Origin of the sequence: Mesorhizobium sp. B2-4-15 (assembly GCF_006658505.1) — a bacterium.
Classification (GTDB): Bacteria; Pseudomonadota; Alphaproteobacteria; order Rhizobiales; family Rhizobiaceae; genus Mesorhizobium.
The window spans coordinates 30,625-49,259 of sequence record NZ_VFUZ01000037.1 but is presented as its reverse complement, the minus strand read 5'-3'; the positions used below and the strand labels follow the sequence as shown (position 1 = coordinate 49,259).

The window sequence follows — 18,635 nt, the reverse complement described above, 5'->3', positions numbered from 1 at the left end:
GGGTGGGGCTTCAGGCGCCGGCCGGGCGAACAAGTCCGCCGCATCCATACTGCCATGTATTCCGCGGCGCGGAAAGGTACGCGAACGCGCACGGTGATCCTGAAGGATATTTGTGACGACTAGTCTAGGGACGCGGCTGTTCTGGGGGATCAGCCTCTGCGCCCATCTCTCGCTTTATCAGCGAAGCTGAATGCGAAAACACTTCCGCGAGTTTCGTCTGTGACACGAACCCATCTTCTCTTCCAGGTGCGCAAGATCACGTTTCTTCCGATAGTCTTCGACGCGGCCTCCAATGGACTGGTGGCATGCGCCTGATGCACGGAAAGGACTTTGTTCATGTCCATTTCTTCGACGAGATAGATCGCCATCGCCCAAGCCCCATCCCCAGTTGCATTCTGGCGCAACTTTTGCGGGCATGCAAGCGGCCCTGGCAACCTGGTGCCGGAACTGCGCCCATCACACCGAAGTCAAACCGGCAGCCTTGATCCGGCGATACGGCAAAGACGCACTTTTCAGCACAGTCGAACGCGCTCTCGTTTGCACGAGTTGCGATAGGGGAGGGTCGATGCGGCTGGAGATTCACAAGCTGCCGCAAAACTGTTGAACGCCACAGGCGGAGCCCTGCGATCGAAGCTAATCTCGGCGCCCGTTCGATTGCCGCACATCAGGCGCGTTGGGACGCTGCTGATGCCGAGATCGGGTATCCGAGAACAGACGAACTAATACAGCGATCGGAACAGGCGCTTCTGGATGACCTGGCGCTGTCTCCAGCATGCTCCGTCGAAGCGGCGACCACCAAAGCGGCGAGCATGCTGGTGGTGAGAGCGGCGGCAGCGGTGGCAGCGGCGATGGTGGTGGTGCCGACTGACACAGGTACGGCTTAGCCGGCCATCGAATTTCGACCAATGCCCTGCCGGTCAGGCCTCTAGCGGCCTTCCGCTGCCAGTCCCCCACGCAACAATGCTGCTGCGCCGCTGCGTAAAGTCCTACGTCTCTCGCTTGGCGCTTTCGAAGTCGGCTTCCAATCGCGATAGCGCTCCCGCTGCAGGCCTTCGTAATCTGGAATGCATGTGAAGAACACCGGGCGCCGATCGCGGCAGGCAGCCTTGCAATCCGAGCAGGCGAACAGTCCGACAAGATCCTGATGCATTGAGCCATGGCCGGGCCCGAGCCTGTCGGTCCACCGATGCAAGAAGTTGGTACCGGGTGGGCTTATGGGGCCATAAGCCCGGATATAATTTCGTTATGACAGTGGGCCCCGAGCGCCAAGCTTGCGTTTGACCATGGCCGGCGCGATGGTGCCTTTGGGGAAAAGGGAGGGGAACATGCGCAGCCGAGCTTTCGTGGCTGTTGCAGCGGTTTTTGCGCCGGCGTGAGGCTGAGGAAGTCATGAGCATTTCAGAGTGATCTACGGTGATGAGGGCGGCCACCACCTGTCTGTTGGTTGTCGCGGCGGTATCTTCCGGGACCGCTGAAGCCGAAACGCTGAGAGAAGCCTATGACGCTTGTCTTGCAGCCAGCATCCCTAAATTCGAGCATGTTTGTGGCCGTGCAGACTTGATAGCGAGGGACATAATTTTCGAGTGCAGTCCGCAGCTTCTGGCAATTTTGCGTTCGATGCCGCTTGCCGACGATGAAAACCAAAAGGTCGTGGCAGATCTGTTGAAATTTCGGGTTCAGCATCCCTGCGAAGTAAATTAGGTCAGGCCGCCGGCCGCTCTCCTACGCCGCCGAACTGTCGCGCGCTCCCTGGCGCCGCCCATGAGCAAAGGGAAGCATATGGTTCAGCTCATATGTGCAGCCGAAAAACAAAGTGATTTCTTGTCGCCCTAAATCGTCCAGAATCGAGGCGTTGGTCAGCTAGATCGGAGACGACGGAGAGGTCGATGAAATTGTCGGTTCTTGCCTTGGCCAGCGCGATTTTGTCGTTGACATTTAGCGCTCACGCAGCGCCGCTCTCGATCGACGCGCCGGCCCACGATCGCTTGATCCAGCAGGCGCGTGTGACGTGTGCATACCTGACCCGGGACGGCTACTGCGTCCGACCGCAAAGGGGGCACAAACATAGAGAATATCGGCATTATGACCGGCACCACCGCTACGACCACTATCGGCGGATCTTCCGGACTTACGAGCCGCCATACTACGGGCGCTATTATCGCCCGCGGCCGATCATCCGGGTCATTCCCAATTATCCGCCGTTTTATGATGATGGCTGGGACTATTGAGAAGTTGAGAAGGGCGGCGCAAACGTCGCCACGCTCGGGGAGGTCGCCTCCCCGTAGCCAGCCTCACCTTCGCCTGGGTCGCCAAAACAAACCCAGCGTCGAACGCTGTTTGGAGCATTTCATGAACATTCGAATCCTTATCGCCGCAGGTTCCGTAGCATTGGCCAGCCCACTCGTGGCTCCGGCAAACGCGCAAGAGATGTTTTATGGCTACAATTGCAGTGACGGCTGCTCGGGGCATCAGGCAGGGTACAATTGGGCGCAAAGGAACGACATCACCGACGAAAGCGATTGCGACGGGAATAGCCGGTCTTTCAACGAGGGCTGCCAGGCGTACATTGATGAGCAATCGACCGAACCAGTTCAGCGCTATCAACCCAACGATGGAAACGACGACGAAGATAGCGGGGAATGACAGGCGTCAGACCAGCAAAGTCTGCATTGCGCCCACCTGTTGCCGATCGGCCTGCCGAACCATTATCCCGGAAGCCGCCGATCGTTTCCAAAGCGTGCGGTACTCGTTGGGTCGGGTCGCGGCAGATGTCATTGGCGTGCTCCATGGGGTCACCCGCCTGGTGTCCCACCGCATCCGGCATAGTTGACTTCAACATGGAGTGCTGCGATTGAGTCACGCTTCCGCTCCACAACGGTCACATTCGCACGACAGAAGCACTCCGCCGGCAACCCCCAGGAGAATCGCGTTGAACGTTGTATTGCCGAGTCAGATCGCGCAAACACCAACGCTGCAACCTTCGCCGGGCCGGGTGCCCTATCGTGCCGACATCGACGGGCTTCGAGCGATCGCCGTGCTCCCGGTGATTCTGTACCACGCAGGCATTCCCGGCTTCCAAGGCGGCTTCGTCGGCGTCGACGTGTTCTTCGTCATTTCCGGATATTTGATCGCATCGCTGATTGCAGGCGAGATCGCCGAAGGCGACTTCAGCCTGCTGCGTTTTTACGAACGGCGCATCCGGCGAATCTTCCCGGCACTGTTCGCCATGATTGCGGCCTGTGCCGTTGGCGCCTGGATGTTCTTCATGCCGGAGGAGTTCAAATATCTCGGGCGCAGCATGTGGACGACCGCCCTTTTCACTTCGAACATCCAGTTCGTGAAGGAAAGCGGATATTTCGACATAGGCGCCCAGATGAAGCCGCTGCTTCATACGTGGTCGCTTGCTGTCGAGGAACAGTTCTACATTGTCTTTCCCATACTGCTGATGACACTCGGCAGATTTGGCCGCAGCCGGACCGTCGCGGTGCTTTCAGCACTGTTTGTCGCATCGCTCGCAGCGAGCGCCTGGAGCGTGTTTCAATGGCCGACGGGCGCTTTCTTCCTGTCGCAGTTTCGCGCCTGGGAGTTGCTGCTTGGCGTTCTGCTGGCCTTCAAGATCGCGCCGCCGCTGTCGCGGCCGCTCACACGGCAAGCGCTGGCTGCGCTGGGTATAGGCATGATTGCCGTTGCAGTTTTTACTTTCGGCGAAGGAATGCCGTTCCCCGGCCTTGCTGCGTTGCTCCCGTGCCTCGGGGCTGGGCTGGTTATCCACGCTCGTGCCGCAGACGGCGCGATCGGTCGAGCGCTGCAGATGCCGGTCGTGGTTTCTGTCGGCCTGATTTCCTATTCCCTGTATCTCTGGCACTGGCCCCTCATCGTCTTCACGCCTTACATCCTCGGCCACAAGCCGTCGGTGGCCCAAGGCGGCGTAATCGTTGGCTGCTCCATCATTCTTGGCGCTCTCTCATGGCGCTTTATCGAAAAGCCCTTCCGCGGCGGCGCCAGCCGTGTCGGCCGCAGGGCCTTGTTCGCAGCCGCGGCCACTGCGATGGCCGCAGCGATCGGATTCGGATCTTACGTCGCCAGGGAAGGCGGTCTGCCGTCGAGGCTGCCGGCGGTTGTGCGCATGGTCTACGCTGCGACCTACGACGTCAGCCGCTTCGGTCAATCCGGTTGCCTCGAGCACTCCCGCGGCAACATCCGCCCGACGCTGGAGGACATCGGTTCCGGAAAGCTCTGCACAGTTGGAGCGAAAAGACAGGCAGATCCGGCTTTTCTGGTCTGGGGCGACTCTCATTCCGCCGCAATGGCCCCCGCGGTCGATGTTGCCGCGGCCAAGACAGGAATATCCGGCCTTTTCGCGGGCCGTGACGGCTGTCCGCCGCTTCCCGACCTGCAGCCTTCCAACCCAAGCGACGAGCAGGGCTGCCTGGAATTCAACGCGGCGGTCCGCGGGCTGATCGCTGCCCGCCAGATCCCGCTTGTATTCCTCGTGGCCTACTGGCCCAAATACGTGCACGACAGCGAACTTCCCCATGAGGGGGTCTTCTTCGACGCCTCGATGCCCCCGCCACTCGAGGACAAATCCGCGCAGATCGGCGAAGCCCTCGACCGGCTGATGGCCGACCTCACGCGGCAAGGCACAAAGGTCGTGCTGGTCATGGATGTGCCTGAGATGGGCCGCTACGTTCCCGAGGCTGCCGCGCGGGCAATGCTCACGGGCGGCTCGACCGATATCGCTCCGCCCTGGGACTATATCGCGAAACGGCAGGCTCTCTCGCGCGCGATTCTGGCAGACCTGGCGGCAAAGTACGGCGCTCGGATTGTCGATCCGCTTCCCGCATTCTGCAGCAAAGGGCACTGCGAGGCTGTCCGCGACGGCATGCCGCTCTACAAGGATGCCGACCATCTTACGGGCAGTGCGGCACGAAGCCTCGCCTATCTGTATGAGCCCGTATTCGCGTCACTCGTCGCCCGAGGCGCGAGCGAAGGAAATCCGGGTCAACGGTAGACTGCCGAGCGCCCGCCCGGATGCGCACCAAAAAAGAGGCCATAATTCGCGAACCAGGACCTCGGGACACGCTGCGCATCCGGCTCCGCTGGGTGTGCGCTCGCGGTGCTCCAGCCGATCGAGTGCCGTCTTCAGGCGAAGAAACGCGGTCATTTGGCCTCACGTCCTGTGGTTAGCCCCGCCGCGCCCTCCGTTTGCCGCCCGCTTCTCGTCCTGAACATCGAAGGCCTGCCGCGCAAACTCGTCGCGAAGCATCTCGCAGCGCGCGAGCCGTTCGTCGGCCTGTGCACCCAAAGATGCAGCATAGAAATCGAGCTTGCGGATCTTCTCGAACCAGGTCCGGAGCTTCTTCAGGTCCTCGTCGTTCTCTTCGAGTTCGGCATAGGTGAACTTGCCCGCCGCGCTCTCGGGTTCTGACGCGGAGCGGTTAGCTGCGTCTGCCGTCTTTCTTCCACAAGGTGGAGAAAACCAGTTGGCGACCTATTTCAGAGGGTGGTGGGAAACGAGGACGGAACCATGACTTCAGATCGAAAGGAAGACTACGATTTTCCCCTGGTACGACAAGGACGGGGAGGCCGTGGCCCGCTTCTCCCGAGATCTTTCCCGATAGCGCATTTGGTGCCGATCACCGTGCACCGGTCGCCACCGCGAAGAAGTGCTCCGCTGTACTTCGGGTCTTCCGCTTGCAGTGATTCCCTGCTTAATTCGAGTAAATCCGCACCAATATAGAGTTGCCACATGATACCAATCTACATTGGGTATGACCCGCGCGAATCCCGAGTTCTAGACGTAGCGCGATGGAGCGCCTATCGGCGGACAAGCACGCCGTTGCAGATACAGCCCCTCGTGCTCAAAGAGCTTGAAGCCCAAGGAATCATGAAGCGACCGATGGTGGTTCGTGATGGTAAGCTCTGGTGCCCGATTTCCGAGGCACCGATGGCGACCGAGTTTGCCATATCGCGCTTTGCCATTCCGTTTGTGAGGCAAGGCGGCTGGGCCATGTTCTGCGATTGTGACGTCCTGTTTCTGAAGGATCCAGCCAAGCTGCTCGACCTAGTCGATCCTTCCTACGCGATTATGGCGGTTAAGCACCAGCAACGCGAATCCGAAGCGGTCAAAATGGACGGACAAACGCAGACGTTCTATCGCCGCAAAAACTGGTCGTCGGTCGTTTTGTGGAATCTAGATCATCCCTCCAACAAACGGCTGACCAACGAGATGCTCAATACCTGGCCTGGACGTGACCTCCACGCCTTCAAATGGCTTGAGGACCATGAGATCGGGGAATTACCTTTGGCATGGAACTACCTCGTAGGGGCTTCGGCTTCGGAACTCGACCCCGCCGATGTCTCGCTGGCGCACTACACGCTCGGCGGTCCTTGGTTTGCGGGCTGGTCTGGCGCCACGCAATGGGACGAATTGTGGAGCCGAGAAGAGAGCATTCTGCGTGCGTTTGAGGAACAGGCGGTTCAGATTCCCGCATGAAAACTCCGCTTTTGAAACTCTTGCCAACCTTCTCAAAGCCAATTCTTCGCTTGCCCAGGGTCACGGGTCCCGCCTTGGTGATGGGGTCGGCGCCGAACTTTCGCCTCCCGGAGGGACATGATGCCGATTGGACACTTGTGACCGTCAATGCTTCCCAGCTTTTGGCGGAAACCTTCGGCCTCCCCGTTCCTGATATCGCCGTCATCCGCCGCGGCATTGTAGTCGGCGAGGGCGAACAGGACCTTTACAAGCGCGATTTGTTAAAAGGACGGCAGGCAAAACATCTGATCATACCGGTTTGGCCGAACGTTGAGGACAAGCTGAAAACCGGTTGTAGCACCTTCAACTATCGTTATGACACCTTGCAAGCGCTCACCAAATGGCAACTTGCCAACATCGTCTGGCGGCTTAGCGGCAAATATCATGTGTCCCACCGCTGGCACCGGAAAATCTCCACCGGAGCCTTCGCTATTATGCTGGCGCGCTTCGCCGGTTTCGCTCCTGTTGTAGTCAGCGGGTTTTCGCTGTCCCAGGCCGGGCATGGGTACGACACCCGAAATGCCTTTCGATATCATGCCGACGAAGATGCGGATTTGCTTCGACTGGTAGTGAGAAGAGGCGAGCCGATCTACGCAGAGGATAGAGACTTCGCTGCAGAAACTGGATTGCCCTTGTGGCAGGGACAGATGCCATGACGAGTGTTTCTTAGGAATCTCGCAATATGGCGACTGTTCCAGAACTTTATAGCAAAGACGACATCGCGTCGCTGTTGAACAGAACAACATCCATTACTTCGAGCCACGAGCCGAGCAATGATGAATATCACCCGCCCTTCGGGAGGTCGGCGTGCTGAATATCTCGATGGTTGATCGGCAGACTATCAAGTCCATTCTCGTTATTCAGACGAAGTACATCGGAGACGTCATTCTGACGTCGGTGCTCGTGCGAAATCTGCGCCTCGCTTACCCAAACGCTGCGATAGCCATGCTTTGCGCTCCTGGCCTGCGGGACTTCGTAGTCAGCCAAAATATCGCAGACGTGGCCATCGGATTCGAGCGTCGAAGTGCTGGTAGAAGCCTGCTTCAGCGAGTGAAGGAATATTCATGCTTGGTCGCTGACCTCCGCCGCCGAAAATTCGATCTCACCATTGATGTGGCTGACTCGAAGACATCAAGGATAGTACACAGGTCAATCGGGGCCCCGCTGCGCGTCGGATACAATCCCCCGGAGAGGCCCCTGAAATTTTGGGAAGTTCAGCCTGCTAACATATTTGCTGAAGCCTTCGGCCATGGAGGCGCGCACTATTTGTACCGATATCTGTCCCCGCTTAAAGCGCTTGGGATCGAACCACGCGAAGTGACACCGAGGCTTGAACCTACACCAGTCGGGCGAAGCGCGTCTGCCCGGGTTCTGACTCGAAGCAATCTGGCTATAAAAGCTTTCGTCGCAGTACACGCTGGAGCAAGCTTCGAAGGGCGGCGTTGGCAACCTGAACGGTTCGCTGCGGTAATCGACGAGGTTTATATAACGACGGGCCTGCGGTCACTGCTGGTTGGTGGACCTGATGAAAGGGCAACCGAGCAAGCAATCTTAAACGTGGCAATGTCACCTTTGGTGAGCGTTGTTGGTAAGGTCTCGCTTGAGACCCTAACTGCTTTGCTTGCAGATGCGTTTATCTTTCTGGGAAACGAGAGCGGCCCAATGCACATGGCTGCGTCGGTCGGAACCCCAGTTGTGGGCCTGTATGGCCTCACGCCACCCGACGTCTGGGGGCCCTTGGGCGTGCTTCACCGGACGGTTGAGCCGCCGCTGCCTTGCCAGTGTGTTGCGCCCGATTTGTGCAAGCCCGGCAACCCGGGTGGCGTCTACTGCGTTCATCGACTACCGGTTGCCAAGGTCGCTCAAGCGACACGAGACCTGATAGATGCAGTGAGGCGACAGGCGAATGAGACGGCCAATTGAACGTACTCGCTCCGGTGGGAGACAGCCATCACCGGCCCGCGTAAAACAGTGAAGAGCACTGCAGACCGCATTTCGATAAAATCGTGCGCTTATCGGTCCGTTGATCGCCGGCTTGCCGAGCTGGTGCATCAAATATAATAAAGATGTACCGATTTCGGGGGAAAATGGCTTGAAATTGTTGGCGACGGACGTTTGTGGCTTGCCCACCAACAGCCCAGAAAACCCAGCAGGCGTTCACCTCGTTCCGCGTTTCGGCACCGGTTGGACCGCAGGCAGTATTCTGCGAGATGGGCACTCCTGCGATGAATATTCCGCCGCGACATCGCCGACCTTCAGTCCGTTTTCGGTGCCGAACCCTTTTGCCCGGATCCTCGTCGCTTATCCAAATATTTCGCTGAAGCGGTTCGGGCCTATCTGGTGAACGAAGACAACCTGAAACGCTCTCGACCAATTTCTCGACCGATGCTGTTGCGAGGATTAGCGCTAATGCACGATGGCGTAATGGGCGCTGTCGCGATGCTGCTGTCCTTCGTGCTGAGGTTGGATTTCGATGGTGTCGCTCAAAATCTAGCGGTATTCTTGAATGCGGCTGTTCTTTTCGGAATTGTGGTTAGTGGCGTCGGTTTTTTGCTGGGGCTGAATCGAGGTATTTGGCGCTACGCGTCGCTGTCGGATTTCTTGGCAATAGCCTATGCGGCTAGCCTGTCCGTGGCCAGTTTCACTGTGATCGAATTCCTGCTGGATCGACTGAATTCGATCCCCCGTTCTTCCATTCTTATCGCTTGGGCCTTCCTGATCGTGCTCCTAGCCGGACCGCGTGCTGCGTATCGGCTTTATCGGAATCGCCACGATGTCATTCGAGGGAGGTTGGCCGATCGCGGCACCGGCAAGCATGTGCTCTTGATTGGAGCGACAGATAACGCTGAGGCCTTCCTGAGAACCATCAAGGAGAGAAACAGCGCCTCTTTCGAGGTCCTGGCGATTATCGACGAACGTGGCCGTAGGACCGGGCGTTCTATTCGCGGGGTCCCTGTATTAGGGCCATTGGAAAGACTACCGCAGATCCTCAATCAATTCGAGGCTAGGGGACGCCGGCCCGAGGCGATAATCCTGACACGATCGCGCGATGATTATCAGCGGCACGCCAGCATCGAAGCGTTGGTTGAAATCGCTGCCCGGCAGAAAGTAGAAATCCTGAGGCTTCCGAACCTCTTTGACATGCAAAGGATCGATGCAGAAATCGAACTGCGTCCGATCAAGTTGGAAGACCTCTTACAACGGCAACCCGTTATGCTTGACTCCCCTAAGATAGCCTCGATGATCGAAGGCAAGACTGTCCTGATCACCGGCGCAGGCGGTTCGATTGGATCCGAGTTGGCGCGGCAGGTTGCGGCCTTGAGCCCCCGGAGCCTCGTTCTTGTGGACGCCAGCGAGTATGCACTTTACTCCATTGAGTCTGAGCTCTCTGGCGCACGCCGCAACTTCGAACTCCATGCTTCCCTCTGCAACGTGCGTGAAAAGGGGGCTGTCAACACTGTTGTCCAGAGCCACAGACCCCACGTGATCTTCCACGCTGCAGCACTAAAGCATGTGCCGATCATTGAAGCTCAACCGCTTGAAGGTATTCTCACCAATGCGATCGGGACTCGTAATGTCGCCGAGGCGGCGCTCCGTGCGGGTGTCCCCAAGATGATTATGGTTTCGACTGACAAGGCCGTAAATCCTACCAGCGTAATGGGCGCGACCAAGCGGATGGCGGAGATGTTCTGCCAGGCAATGGATCTCGACTCGAAGACCAACAGCACACGTTTTGTCACAGTGCGATTCGGCAACGTCCTGGGGTCAGCCGGATCTGTGGTCCCGCTTTTCGAAAAGCAGATCAAGGCCGGAGGGCCGGTAACAGTTACCGATCCAGAGATTGAGCGCTTTTTCATGACTATTCCGGAAGCCTGCCTCCTCGTCATGCAGGCGGCAGCGCACAACTCTGCGCAACAAGAAGAACGCGGCCGAATTTACGTTCTCGACATGGGCTCGCCTGTAAAGATCGTGGATCTGGCTCGAAATCTCATCCGCCTTTCGGGGCGGCGCCCAGACACCGACATCCGGATAGTCTACACCGGACTTCGGCCTGGCGAAAAACTCTACGAGGAATTGTTCGATAGCAAGGAAACCTTGAGCCAGACCGGTGCGTCGGGCATCCTGATGGCATCTGCACGGTCGATCGAACTCGCACTGATTGAGCGCATCTTCGACGAAATGCAGCGCATGATTGACGCCCAAGATTTGCCCGGCGCCCTCCGGCTTCTGAAATCCACTGTCGCTGAGTTTACTCCTGGAGCGCACGTTCACCGCTAATGAGCGGGAAGAGGTCGATCAAGCCATGAGCCTCAATGCGGCGACCACAGGTAGCGATCCAGTAACGGCGGCCTGACGAAGCTTTGGTGCACGGATCATTCAGCGGTTGTTATGTAGGCGAGGGGCAATCTCAATAAGCGGTTTGTCGCAGCGATGCCTCTCAAAGCATCATACCGCCCGCCGCCATCGCATCGGCAAGATGAAATTCGGGGTGACGAACGGGCCGGACTGTGAGGCGGGGCTACGCCGGCGTGGCAGCCCGACCCTGTGGCTGACTCCGGAGGCGCTTGCCATGTGGATTGCTCCGCGTCGAACAACACGCAGCGGCCAGCCTCGCTATCTGTCCCGATCTGGTGATCGAGACCGGCTTGACGCCAGGCCCGTTGTTCGGGCCGCGCCTGCGGATCTGGACGTTCCCCGGACACCGAGCAGGCGGACAGGGACGTGGTGACCTGGGACCCTGAACTTCAGAATTGAGTAGAGTCCGTCGGTCACTATCACACGGCATCGACCGCGCCATCCGCGGCTGGCCGGCGGCGGCAGGCGATGGCACGGCGCTGTTTGCCGGGGCGCCGGAGTAGCTCGGCGCCGGCGATTGGCCGATCTCTCCCACTTGGGACCCACAAGGGGGGAGATTGGCTGTCATTGACGCCTCGCACCTCGAACCTAGTTCTCTCCGCGTGGCGTCAAGCCTGCGACGCTGAACGGCCGGTTCGACAACGCGCCCGCCGCACCTTGAGTAAGGAGTACCTCCTTGAAACGCTTCTGGATCGGCGTTCTCATCCTCATTGTCGTCTGCCTGGCGGGCTTTGCCGTCTACGCCTGGAAGCCGGCGATCGACCCGATCGAACCGCCGCAGCGCACCTCCTTCGACCAGGCGCTGATTGAGAAGGGCGCGGTGCTCGCTTCTGTAGGCAACTGCACGGCTTGCCATACCAAGCCCGGCGGAAAGTCCTTTGCCGGCGGACTAGCGGTGCCGACGCCATTCGGCACCATCTATTCCACCAACATCACGCCGGACCCCAAGACCGGTATCGGCCGCTGGTCGGAAGCTGCCTTCAGCCGGGCGATGCGGGAAGGCGTGGAGCGCGACGGCGATCACCTTTATCCGGCCTTCCCGTTCGACCATTTCACGCTGGTCTCCGACGAGGACAACAAGGCGCTCTATGCCTATCTGATGACGCGGCATGCCGTGGAGAGCCGGCCTCCCGCCAATGAGCTGACGTTCCCACTCAACCTGCGTTTCGTGCTGGCGGGCTGGAAGCTGCTCTTCTTCCACAAAGGCGCCTATCGCGAGGATACCGCGCAGAGTGCCGAATGGAACCGCGGCGCCTATCTCGTCGAAGGGCTTGGCCATTGCGGCGCCTGCCATACGCCGCGCAATGCCCTGGGCGCCGAGCGGAAAGGCGCGCACCTTGCAGGCGGCGAAGCGGAGGGCTGGGATGCCTTCGCGCTCGACAGATCATCGTCCGCGCCGGTCCCGTGGACGCATGACAGCCTCGATGCCTATCTGCGCCAAGGCTGGCATGCCGATCACGGCGTGGCCAACGGGCCAATGGCCGAGGTCACGGGCAATCTCGGCCGGCTTCCCGATTCCGATATGAGCGCCATCGCCACTTACCTGATCTCGCGGATGAGCGAGCCGACGCCGGAGCGTGCGGCGGCAGCCGAGGACATCCGCAAGAAGCTTTCGATCGACCAGGGCGGCACGCCGATACCGGCCAGCGCCACCACCGGCAGTCCGACAAGCCGCGGCGGCGCGATCTACCAGGCGGCCTGCGCCACCTGCCATGACGGCAGCCGCCCGCAGCCTTTCGGCGGCATCGATTTCCATCTCTCCAGCACAATCGCCGCGCGCGAGCCGCAAAATGCGATCAACGTCGTGCTTTTTGGCCTGCCGGCGACGAGCGGCCGGGAGAGCCCGATCATGCCGGGCTTTGCCGCGACGTTGACCGACGATCAGGTGGCGGACCTGCTCGGCTATCTGCGCGAGACCTATGCCCAGAAGCCGGCATGGGCGGACGCGAAGACGAAGATCGCCGATACCAGGAGCGGAAAATATCGGGTCAGCGTCGGGCCTTCGGACGGCATCGAGCGCAGCCCGGACAATGTAGGAGCCAAGGACTGATGCTTAAGCTCAACGTCAACGGCACGTCACATGACGTCGACGTCGATCCGGCGACGCCGCTGCTTTATGTGCTGCGCAACGATCTGAAGCTCAACGGCGCCAAGTTCGGCTGCGGCCTCGGCCAGTGCGGCGCCTGCACGGTGATGGTAGACGGCAAGGCGGTCTTTTCCTGCCTGACGCCGGCCATGCTGGTTGAGGGGCGCGAGATCAAGACGGTCGAGGGCCTTGGCACCATCGACGCTCCCGGACCGATGCAGAAAGCTTTCATCGAACAACAGGCGGCGCAATGCGGCTATTGCATCGCCGGCATGATGATGCGGGCGCAGGCGCTGCTCGAGGCAAAGCCCGATGCCGCCGACGCCGACATCAGGCAGGCGCTGGAGCCCAACCTCTGTCGCTGCGGCACGCATATGCGCATCCTTCGGGCCGTGGCCCGCGCCCGCGATCTGATGCAGGGCAAGTCCGCCGACAACATGGCGCCGGCCGCCGCCACGGGGAGGGGATGATGAACGCATCGAACCTGCTTCCCGATGTCACCCGCCGCGGCTTCCTGGCGGGAGCCGGCGCGCTGGTCGTGTGCTTCGCCATCCCCGCCGAGGCGCAGGAGGGCGAGGTACCAAGCGCGCCCGGCGCCCAGACGGCGAAGCCGAAACTACCTGGCAGCCTGGCCGATACGCCTTCGCTCGACGCCTGGATCCGCATCGACGCCGACGGTTCGATCACCGTCTTCACCGGCAAGGCCGAGCTTGGCCAGGGCACCAAGACGTCGCTGCGCCAGATCGCGGCCGAGGAACTGGAGGTCGAGCCCGCATCGATCAGGCTGATCACCGCCGATACCGCGCTGACGCCGAATGAAGGCTACACAGCCGGCAGCCAGACGATCCAGAACTCGGGCACCGCCATCCGGTATGCCTCGGCGCAGGTGCGCCAGATCCTGGTCGCCAAGGCCAGCGAAAAGCTCGGCGCGCCGGTCGAGGCGCTCAAGGCCGAGGCGGGCGCGATCCTCGGCCCGAATGGGGCCAAGGCCAGCTATGGCGAACTGGTCTCGGCCGACGTGCTGCATGTCGACGCGGCGGCCGACACCAAGCTCAAGCCGCCCACCGCCTACCGCGCCATCGGCAAACCCTTCGCGCGGGTGGATATCCCGGCAAAGGTCACCGGCGGGGAAGCCTATGTGCAGGACATGCGGCCGCCGGGCATGGTGCATGCCCGCGTTGTGCGTCCGCCGAGCTACGGCGCCAAGCTCACCGACTTCGCCGATGCCTCTGTCAAGGCGATGCCTGGCGTCATCGCGGTGGTGCGCGACGGCGATTTCCTGGCCGTGATCGCCGAGCAGGAGTTCCAGGCGGTGAGGGCCATGCGCGCCATGGCCGGCGTCGCCAAGTGGCAGGAGCAGCCGGGGCTTCCCGACCAATACGACCTGCCGGCCTTCCTCGAAAAATCCGTATCGGAGATCGGTACCGTGACCTCGGTCGGTGCCGATAGCGTGCCTGGCGCAAGGACGCTCAAGGCGCAGTTCACGCGCGCCTACCAGATGCACGCCTCGATCGGCCCGTCGAGCGCGGTGGCCATGTTGGACAATGGCCTGACGACGGTGTGGACGCACACGCAGGGCGTCTATCCCGACCGCAAGGCGATTGCTCAGATGCTCGGCGTGCCGGAGGAGAAGGTGCGCTGCATCCACACTGAAGGCTCCGGCTGCTACGGCCACAACGGCGCCGACGATGCTGCGGCCGACGCGGCTCTGATCGCGCAGAAGGTGGCGGGCAAGCCGGTGCGCGTGCAATGGATGCGCGACCAGGAGCATCTGTGGGAACCATACGGGCCGGCGATGCTGACCAGGGCGAGCGCCACGCTCGACCAGAACGGCAACATCGTCAGTTGGCACTATGACCTGTGGAGCAACAGCCATGGCACGCGGCCGGGCTCGGCCGGATCGCTGATCGCCGGCCGCTTGATGGCCCGGCACTTCCCGCCGGATCCGGCGAAGCTGCAGATATCGCCGCTCGGCAATGGCGACCGCAACGCCATCCCGCTCTATGACGTGCCCAACCTGCGTGTGAACTGGCATTTCATCGCCGACATGCCGGTGCGGGTTTCCTCGCTGCGCGGCCTTGGCGCCTATAGCAACGTCTTCTCTATCGAGAGCTTCATGGACGAACTCGCGCTGGCGGCGAACGCCGATCCGGTGGAATACCGCCTACGCCACCTGAAAGACCCGCGCGCTAAGAAGGTGATCGAGGTGGCGGCGCAAAAATTTGGCTGGTCCAAGGATGCTTTGCCGGAAGGCCGGGGCAGGGGCTTCGCCTTCGCCAAATACAAGAACCACGCCGCTTATCTGGCCATCGCGCTGCAGGCCGATGTCGACAGCGACAGCGGCACGATCATGGTGTCGCGCGTCGTCGCGGCGGTCGATTGCGGCGAAGCCGTCGCCCCTGATTCGATCGTCAACCAGACCGAAGGCGGCATATTGCAGTCGATGAGCTGGACGCTTTACGAGGCGGTGCATTTCGACAGCACGCGCATCTCGAGTCCCGATTGGTCGACTTATCCGATCCTGCGTTTCAGCACTGTTCCGGACAGCATCGAGGTGCAGGTCGTCGATAATCCAGGCACGCCTTATCTCGGTGTCGCCGAAGCCGCCCAAGGGCCAACTGCAGGCGCCATCGCCAATGCGTTCCGGAGTGCGACAGGCAAGCGTATCTACGATCTGCCTTACACGCGAGAGAGGGTGAAGGACGCGCTGGGGGTTTAGGCGCTTAGTCCCCATTGTCCTCGAAGGTGACAGGGGCGCTGTCGCACCGGCGCGTCCAGTCTGACGAACTCAACTGTACAACTTACGTGCCCCCCGTCATCCTCGGCGGACAGATAAACCTACCAATCAGCGTCCCACTCCACCATGCCCACCCGCCGCCTAGTCGAAGCCTCGATCGCCGATCTGCGCCGCGCGCTGGAAGACGGCACCGTCACCAGCGTCGAAGTGGTGGCCGCTTTTCTCAGGCGCATCGCCCATTACGACCGCCACGGCATCGCACTCAACGCCGTGCCCATCCTCAACCCGAAGATGTTCGAGGAGGCCGAAGCTTCGGACCGGCGCCGCCGCGAGGGCAGGACGCTCGGGCGGCTCGACGGCATCCCTACACCGCCAAGGACAGCTACAAGGCCGAGGGGTTGACGGGGGTTGACGGCTCGCCGGCCTCCGAGCATCTCGTCGAATTGACTCGCTAAGTTCTGTACGGAAGCGTACAAAGATTAATCGTCAACAGCACATTATCGGGCGTTGATGCTTGGGAGCGACCAGCGCACTCCTGCCCATTAATGAGGCATCGGATGGCATGGCGAACGAGCCGGAGCGTTCCACTCTGACGGCCCAAGTCGTGCGCGACCTTGCCCGGGAATCTGGCGCTACCGAACAGCAAATCCGTGACATAGTCTCGCTGGTCGGTCTCGATCGCGCATCGATCCTGCGGGAAGCTCGCTTTCTTGCGAAGAACGGTTAGTTCCGCGAAAGCCCCGACCCTCTGCAGCTGCAACGAGCAAACCGAAGGAACCACCACAATGGCCATCATCGGCATGTTCACCAGCACCGCAAAGGGCTTCAAGGGCTCGGTCAAGACCCTCAACCTTGACGTCAAGACGGTCGATTTCGTCCCCGCCGAAGGCGACAACGAAAAGGGCCCGGACCACCGCATCTTCGCCGGTGCCACCGATCCGAGCTTCCCCGCTCCGATCTATGCGAGCCTGGTCGAGACGGAAACGCAGGGCGAGTTCTCCCTCATCTGGTCGCGCCGCAGAGTGAAATCGGCTCGACAAAAAAAGGCCCCGTCCGGTGTGGACGGGGTTTCGCCATGTGCGGTGCATCTGGAGGCGTCGGTTATGACCGATCCCGAGGCGATCCTCGATACCCTTCATGCCGAGGAACGAGCCCGATTCTGGTCGCCGTCCGGTTGCGTTAGCCAATGAAACCGAATGGCGGAAACGCGCCGCTGGCGTGATTCCGGCGCAGCCGGAAGCACAGTCCGAAGGGCAACGCCATCAGCGTTCAACACTATATTCGTCAGGGATTCGGGGGCGAGGCTTTTTCCAGCCGGTCGACTACGGCCGGATCGGACGTGGCCTTATGAAGCGCGTCCCAATCGCCGGGCGGGTTGCCATCCGCCAGCATCCCCTTGAAAATCTTGTAGGCGTCGGTCTTCGCGCCATAGGTTCGCAAGGTGATTTCATCGTTCACCCAAGCGAAGATGATGACTTTTGCGGTCGAGTCGTAGCGGAAGAACAGGCGAAAGCGACCGTTGCCGAATTTCGCCCGGAACCAGTGCTTATGCGCCTCACCGAGCGTCGAGCCTTGCCGGTAGACGGTTGCGGTCGGATCGGCCGGGATCGTCTGGAACACAAGCTTGTTCAAGGCGGCCAAAAGCTTGGTGCTCGCGTTCTTCTGGTATTCATCCGGCTTCTTTGCCTTTAACGCCTCGACGGCCTCGGTCAGCTTTTCCAACTGATCGAGAAAGAGGGGATGCGCGAGAATGGTCCAGCCATTGACGGTGAGCATGGCTAGAGTGCGACGTCCCCGTCGATCTCGGCATGGAGGTCAACGTACATGTCCCCGACAAGCGCCGCCATGCGATCCCGCAGGCTAGCGGGCAGCGCGACAACGGACGTGCCCGGGTGCTTGGTCATGTCTTTCGCCAGAAATTCAAGAAAGCGATCGACAACTGGATCGCTGGTCTCTTCGGTCGCCTTCTCGACATAGACCCGGCGCTGGTCATCGACGAAAAAGGCGATGCGCCCGCCATAATCCACGCCCAAAGCCTGCCTGACAGCTTTGGGAACGGTCGTCTGACCCTTCGCGGTAATGGTGCTTTCTTCTTTCAGCAGCGCGCCCATGGCTGGCTCCAAATTCAATCTCCCACGCAAGTAAGGAAATTTCCTTACGTTGTCAAGGTCGGCTGCGCCTCACGTCTATAACTCTCATGACCCCGTCCGGAAATGGGGCCGATCATCGCCGCGATCGGGAAGCCGGCAATCGTCGAAGCAGAAATCCCGATCGCCTGGTGCGGGGGAGATCGTGGATTGCGTCTGGCGATGAACATGCCGAAGATAATCAAGCAGCACCTACCGGGCCAGTTCATCGGCCAAGTGCATGTTCATCCCTCGCCGGAATTCATGCGGCTGCTTCAATTAGAGCGGCGCGTGATCATCATGATTCCTCATCGAGGACCATGGTGACTCCGTTTGATGCACGACATGCCACCAAGTTTTTTTGATCCCACGCGTCAAGCTTGTCGATGGGATTCAAAACGTCTTGCCTACCTTGATGAAGGTCGGACCGATTTTCTTGGCACGCCAGTTGCGCGAGGTCCCGACTGAGATAGCTTCGCGATAGCGCTCCGAAACCTCCTCGGCTGTCAGTTATTTGTTCGCATCCATTTCTGCCTCCTAAATCGTGTTCAGCCGCCGATCAGAGTATTGCAGCGCGTGCCGGCTGCTGGCCACGCGTGACATGCCGCAACCCTCGGGAGCTCTCTAGCCCACGCGTGAGCACGCTGGCGCATGGATATGAATGAGGTCAGTCTTGAAGGACGGGAAGAGACAAAGCGAGAGCGTAGGGCCAAAGTATAATGGCGGCTAGAAATAGGTGTTCGACATCATCCGTTTGAAGGCACTAGGTTGGTACACGCCAGGGTGAACAACGAC

19 protein-coding genes and 3 pseudogenes are annotated in these 18,635 nt (G+C 60.3%); 17 read left to right on the top strand and 5 right to left on the bottom strand.

Annotation, left to right across the window (positions count from 1 at the left end; translation table 11 throughout):
* Positions 1-149: 149 nt before the first annotated feature.
* Complete coding sequence (locus FJ930_RS28050) at positions 150-368, bottom strand: hypothetical protein (protein WP_141840927.1); 219 nt, start codon at positions 366-368, stop codon at positions 150-152.
* A 1,048-nt stretch (positions 369-1,416) separates the two neighbouring features.
* Here FJ930_RS28050 and FJ930_RS30195 point away from each other — a divergent pair.
* From FJ930_RS30195 to FJ930_RS28030, 4 genes are all read left to right on the top strand, one after another.
* On the top strand, positions 1,417-1,701 hold the full coding sequence (locus tag FJ930_RS30195) for a hypothetical protein (RefSeq protein WP_150833768.1): 285 nt from the start codon (positions 1,417-1,419) through the stop codon (positions 1,699-1,701).
* Positions 1,702-1,886: 185 nt separating this feature from the next.
* On the top strand, positions 1,887-2,228 hold the full coding sequence (locus FJ930_RS28040) for a hypothetical protein (protein WP_140749710.1): 342 nt from the start codon (positions 1,887-1,889) through the stop codon (positions 2,226-2,228).
* Positions 2,229-2,349: 121 nt separating this feature from the next.
* Positions 2,350-2,643: a hypothetical protein gene (locus tag FJ930_RS28035; protein WP_181763489.1), complete on the top strand. Its 294-nt coding sequence runs from the start codon at positions 2,350-2,352 to the stop codon at positions 2,641-2,643.
* A 286-nt stretch (positions 2,644-2,929) separates the two neighbouring features.
* Entirely contained in the window at positions 2,930-5,011 is a 2,082-nt protein-coding gene (locus FJ930_RS28030) for an acyltransferase family protein (RefSeq protein WP_348642761.1), read from the top strand.
* Between the two features lie 159 nt (positions 5,012-5,170).
* Here FJ930_RS28030 and FJ930_RS30860 read toward each other — a convergent pair whose 3' ends face one another.
* On the bottom strand, positions 5,171-5,365 hold the full coding sequence (locus FJ930_RS30860) for a Chromate resistance protein ChrB (protein ID WP_348642762.1): 195 nt from the start codon (positions 5,363-5,365) through the stop codon (positions 5,171-5,173).
* A gap of 474 nt (positions 5,366-5,839) precedes the next feature.
* Between FJ930_RS30860 and FJ930_RS28020 the strand changes: the two genes are divergently transcribed.
* The 12 genes and pseudogenes from FJ930_RS28020 to FJ930_RS30665 form a co-directional block, all read left to right on the top strand.
* Complete coding sequence (locus FJ930_RS28020; RefSeq protein WP_246677065.1) at positions 5,840-6,496, top strand: hypothetical protein; 657 nt, start codon at positions 5,840-5,842, stop codon at positions 6,494-6,496.
* Positions 6,493-7,191 carry a hypothetical protein gene (locus FJ930_RS28015; protein WP_141840924.1) on the top strand — a complete coding sequence of 233 codons (699 nt, stop codon included), beginning with the start codon at positions 6,493-6,495 and terminating at the stop codon, positions 7,189-7,191. Before FJ930_RS28020 ends, FJ930_RS28015 begins: the two co-directional genes overlap by 4 nt.
* Before the next feature lie 151 nt (positions 7,192-7,342).
* On the top strand, positions 7,343-8,458 hold the full coding sequence (locus tag FJ930_RS28010; protein ID WP_246677064.1) for a glycosyltransferase family 9 protein: 1,116 nt from the start codon (positions 7,343-7,345) through the stop codon (positions 8,456-8,458).
* A gap of 169 nt (positions 8,459-8,627) precedes the next feature.
* On the top strand, positions 8,628-8,879 hold the full coding sequence (locus FJ930_RS28005) for a hypothetical protein (protein WP_141840923.1): 252 nt from the start codon (positions 8,628-8,630) through the stop codon (positions 8,877-8,879).
* Between the two features lie 65 nt (positions 8,880-8,944).
* Positions 8,945-10,813: a nucleoside-diphosphate sugar epimerase/dehydratase gene (locus FJ930_RS28000; protein ID WP_181763488.1), complete on the top strand. Its 1,869-nt coding sequence runs from the start codon at positions 8,945-8,947 to the stop codon at positions 10,811-10,813.
* Positions 10,814-11,012: 199 nt separating this feature from the next.
* Positions 11,013-11,217: pseudogene (locus FJ930_RS27995) on the top strand (IS5/IS1182 family transposase); the annotation flags it as partial.
* Between the two features lie 350 nt (positions 11,218-11,567).
* Positions 11,568-12,941, top strand: a complete 1,374-nt coding sequence (locus tag FJ930_RS27990) for a cytochrome c (protein ID WP_141840921.1) — start codon at positions 11,568-11,570, stop codon at positions 12,939-12,941.
* Positions 12,941-13,447: a (2Fe-2S)-binding protein gene (locus FJ930_RS27985; protein ID WP_140749728.1), complete on the top strand. Its 507-nt coding sequence runs from the start codon at positions 12,941-12,943 to the stop codon at positions 13,445-13,447. The genes FJ930_RS27990 and FJ930_RS27985 overlap by 1 nt, the downstream gene beginning before the upstream one ends.
* A complete protein-coding gene (locus FJ930_RS27980) occupies positions 13,447-15,696 on the top strand; it encodes a molybdopterin cofactor-binding domain-containing protein (protein ID WP_141840920.1) in 2,250 nt (749 codons plus the stop codon). Before FJ930_RS27985 ends, FJ930_RS27980 begins: the two co-directional genes overlap by 1 nt.
* Before the next feature lie 144 nt (positions 15,697-15,840).
* Positions 15,841-16,116, top strand: coding sequence for a hypothetical protein (locus FJ930_RS27975; RefSeq protein WP_246677063.1), 276 nt, complete (start codon positions 15,841-15,843; stop codon positions 16,114-16,116).
* Between the two features lie 160 nt (positions 16,117-16,276).
* Entirely contained in the window at positions 16,277-16,441 is a 165-nt protein-coding gene (locus tag FJ930_RS30190; protein ID WP_181176590.1) for a hypothetical protein, read from the top strand.
* 58 nt (positions 16,442-16,499) lie between these two features.
* Positions 16,500-16,733 (top strand): annotated as a pseudogene (locus FJ930_RS30665) (DUF736 domain-containing protein); the annotation flags it as partial.
* Positions 16,734-16,998: 265 nt separating this feature from the next.
* Here the strand turns inward: FJ930_RS30665 and FJ930_RS27965 are convergent.
* Together FJ930_RS27965 and FJ930_RS27960 are read right to left on the bottom strand one after the other, a co-directional pair.
* Positions 16,999-17,490 (bottom strand): type II toxin-antitoxin system YhaV family toxin, encoded by a 492-nt coding sequence (locus FJ930_RS27965; RefSeq protein ID WP_140749957.1) that lies wholly within the window; start codon positions 17,488-17,490, stop codon positions 16,999-17,001.
* A 2-nt stretch (positions 17,491-17,492) separates the two neighbouring features.
* Positions 17,493-17,825, bottom strand: a complete 333-nt coding sequence (locus FJ930_RS27960) for a type II toxin-antitoxin system PrlF family antitoxin (RefSeq protein WP_141840918.1) — start codon at positions 17,823-17,825, stop codon at positions 17,493-17,495.
* Between the two features lie 102 nt (positions 17,826-17,927).
* On the opposite strand from FJ930_RS27960, the gene FJ930_RS27955 reads away from it, so the two are divergent.
* Complete coding sequence (locus FJ930_RS27955; RefSeq protein ID WP_140749951.1) at positions 17,928-18,167, top strand: hypothetical protein; 240 nt, start codon at positions 17,928-17,930, stop codon at positions 18,165-18,167.
* Here the strand turns inward: FJ930_RS27955 and FJ930_RS30660 are convergent.
* Positions 18,139-18,350: pseudogene (locus FJ930_RS30660) on the bottom strand (DNA-binding protein). The gene FJ930_RS27955 and the pseudogene FJ930_RS30660 overlap by 29 nt on opposite strands.
* Positions 18,351-18,635: the final 285 nt, after the last annotated feature.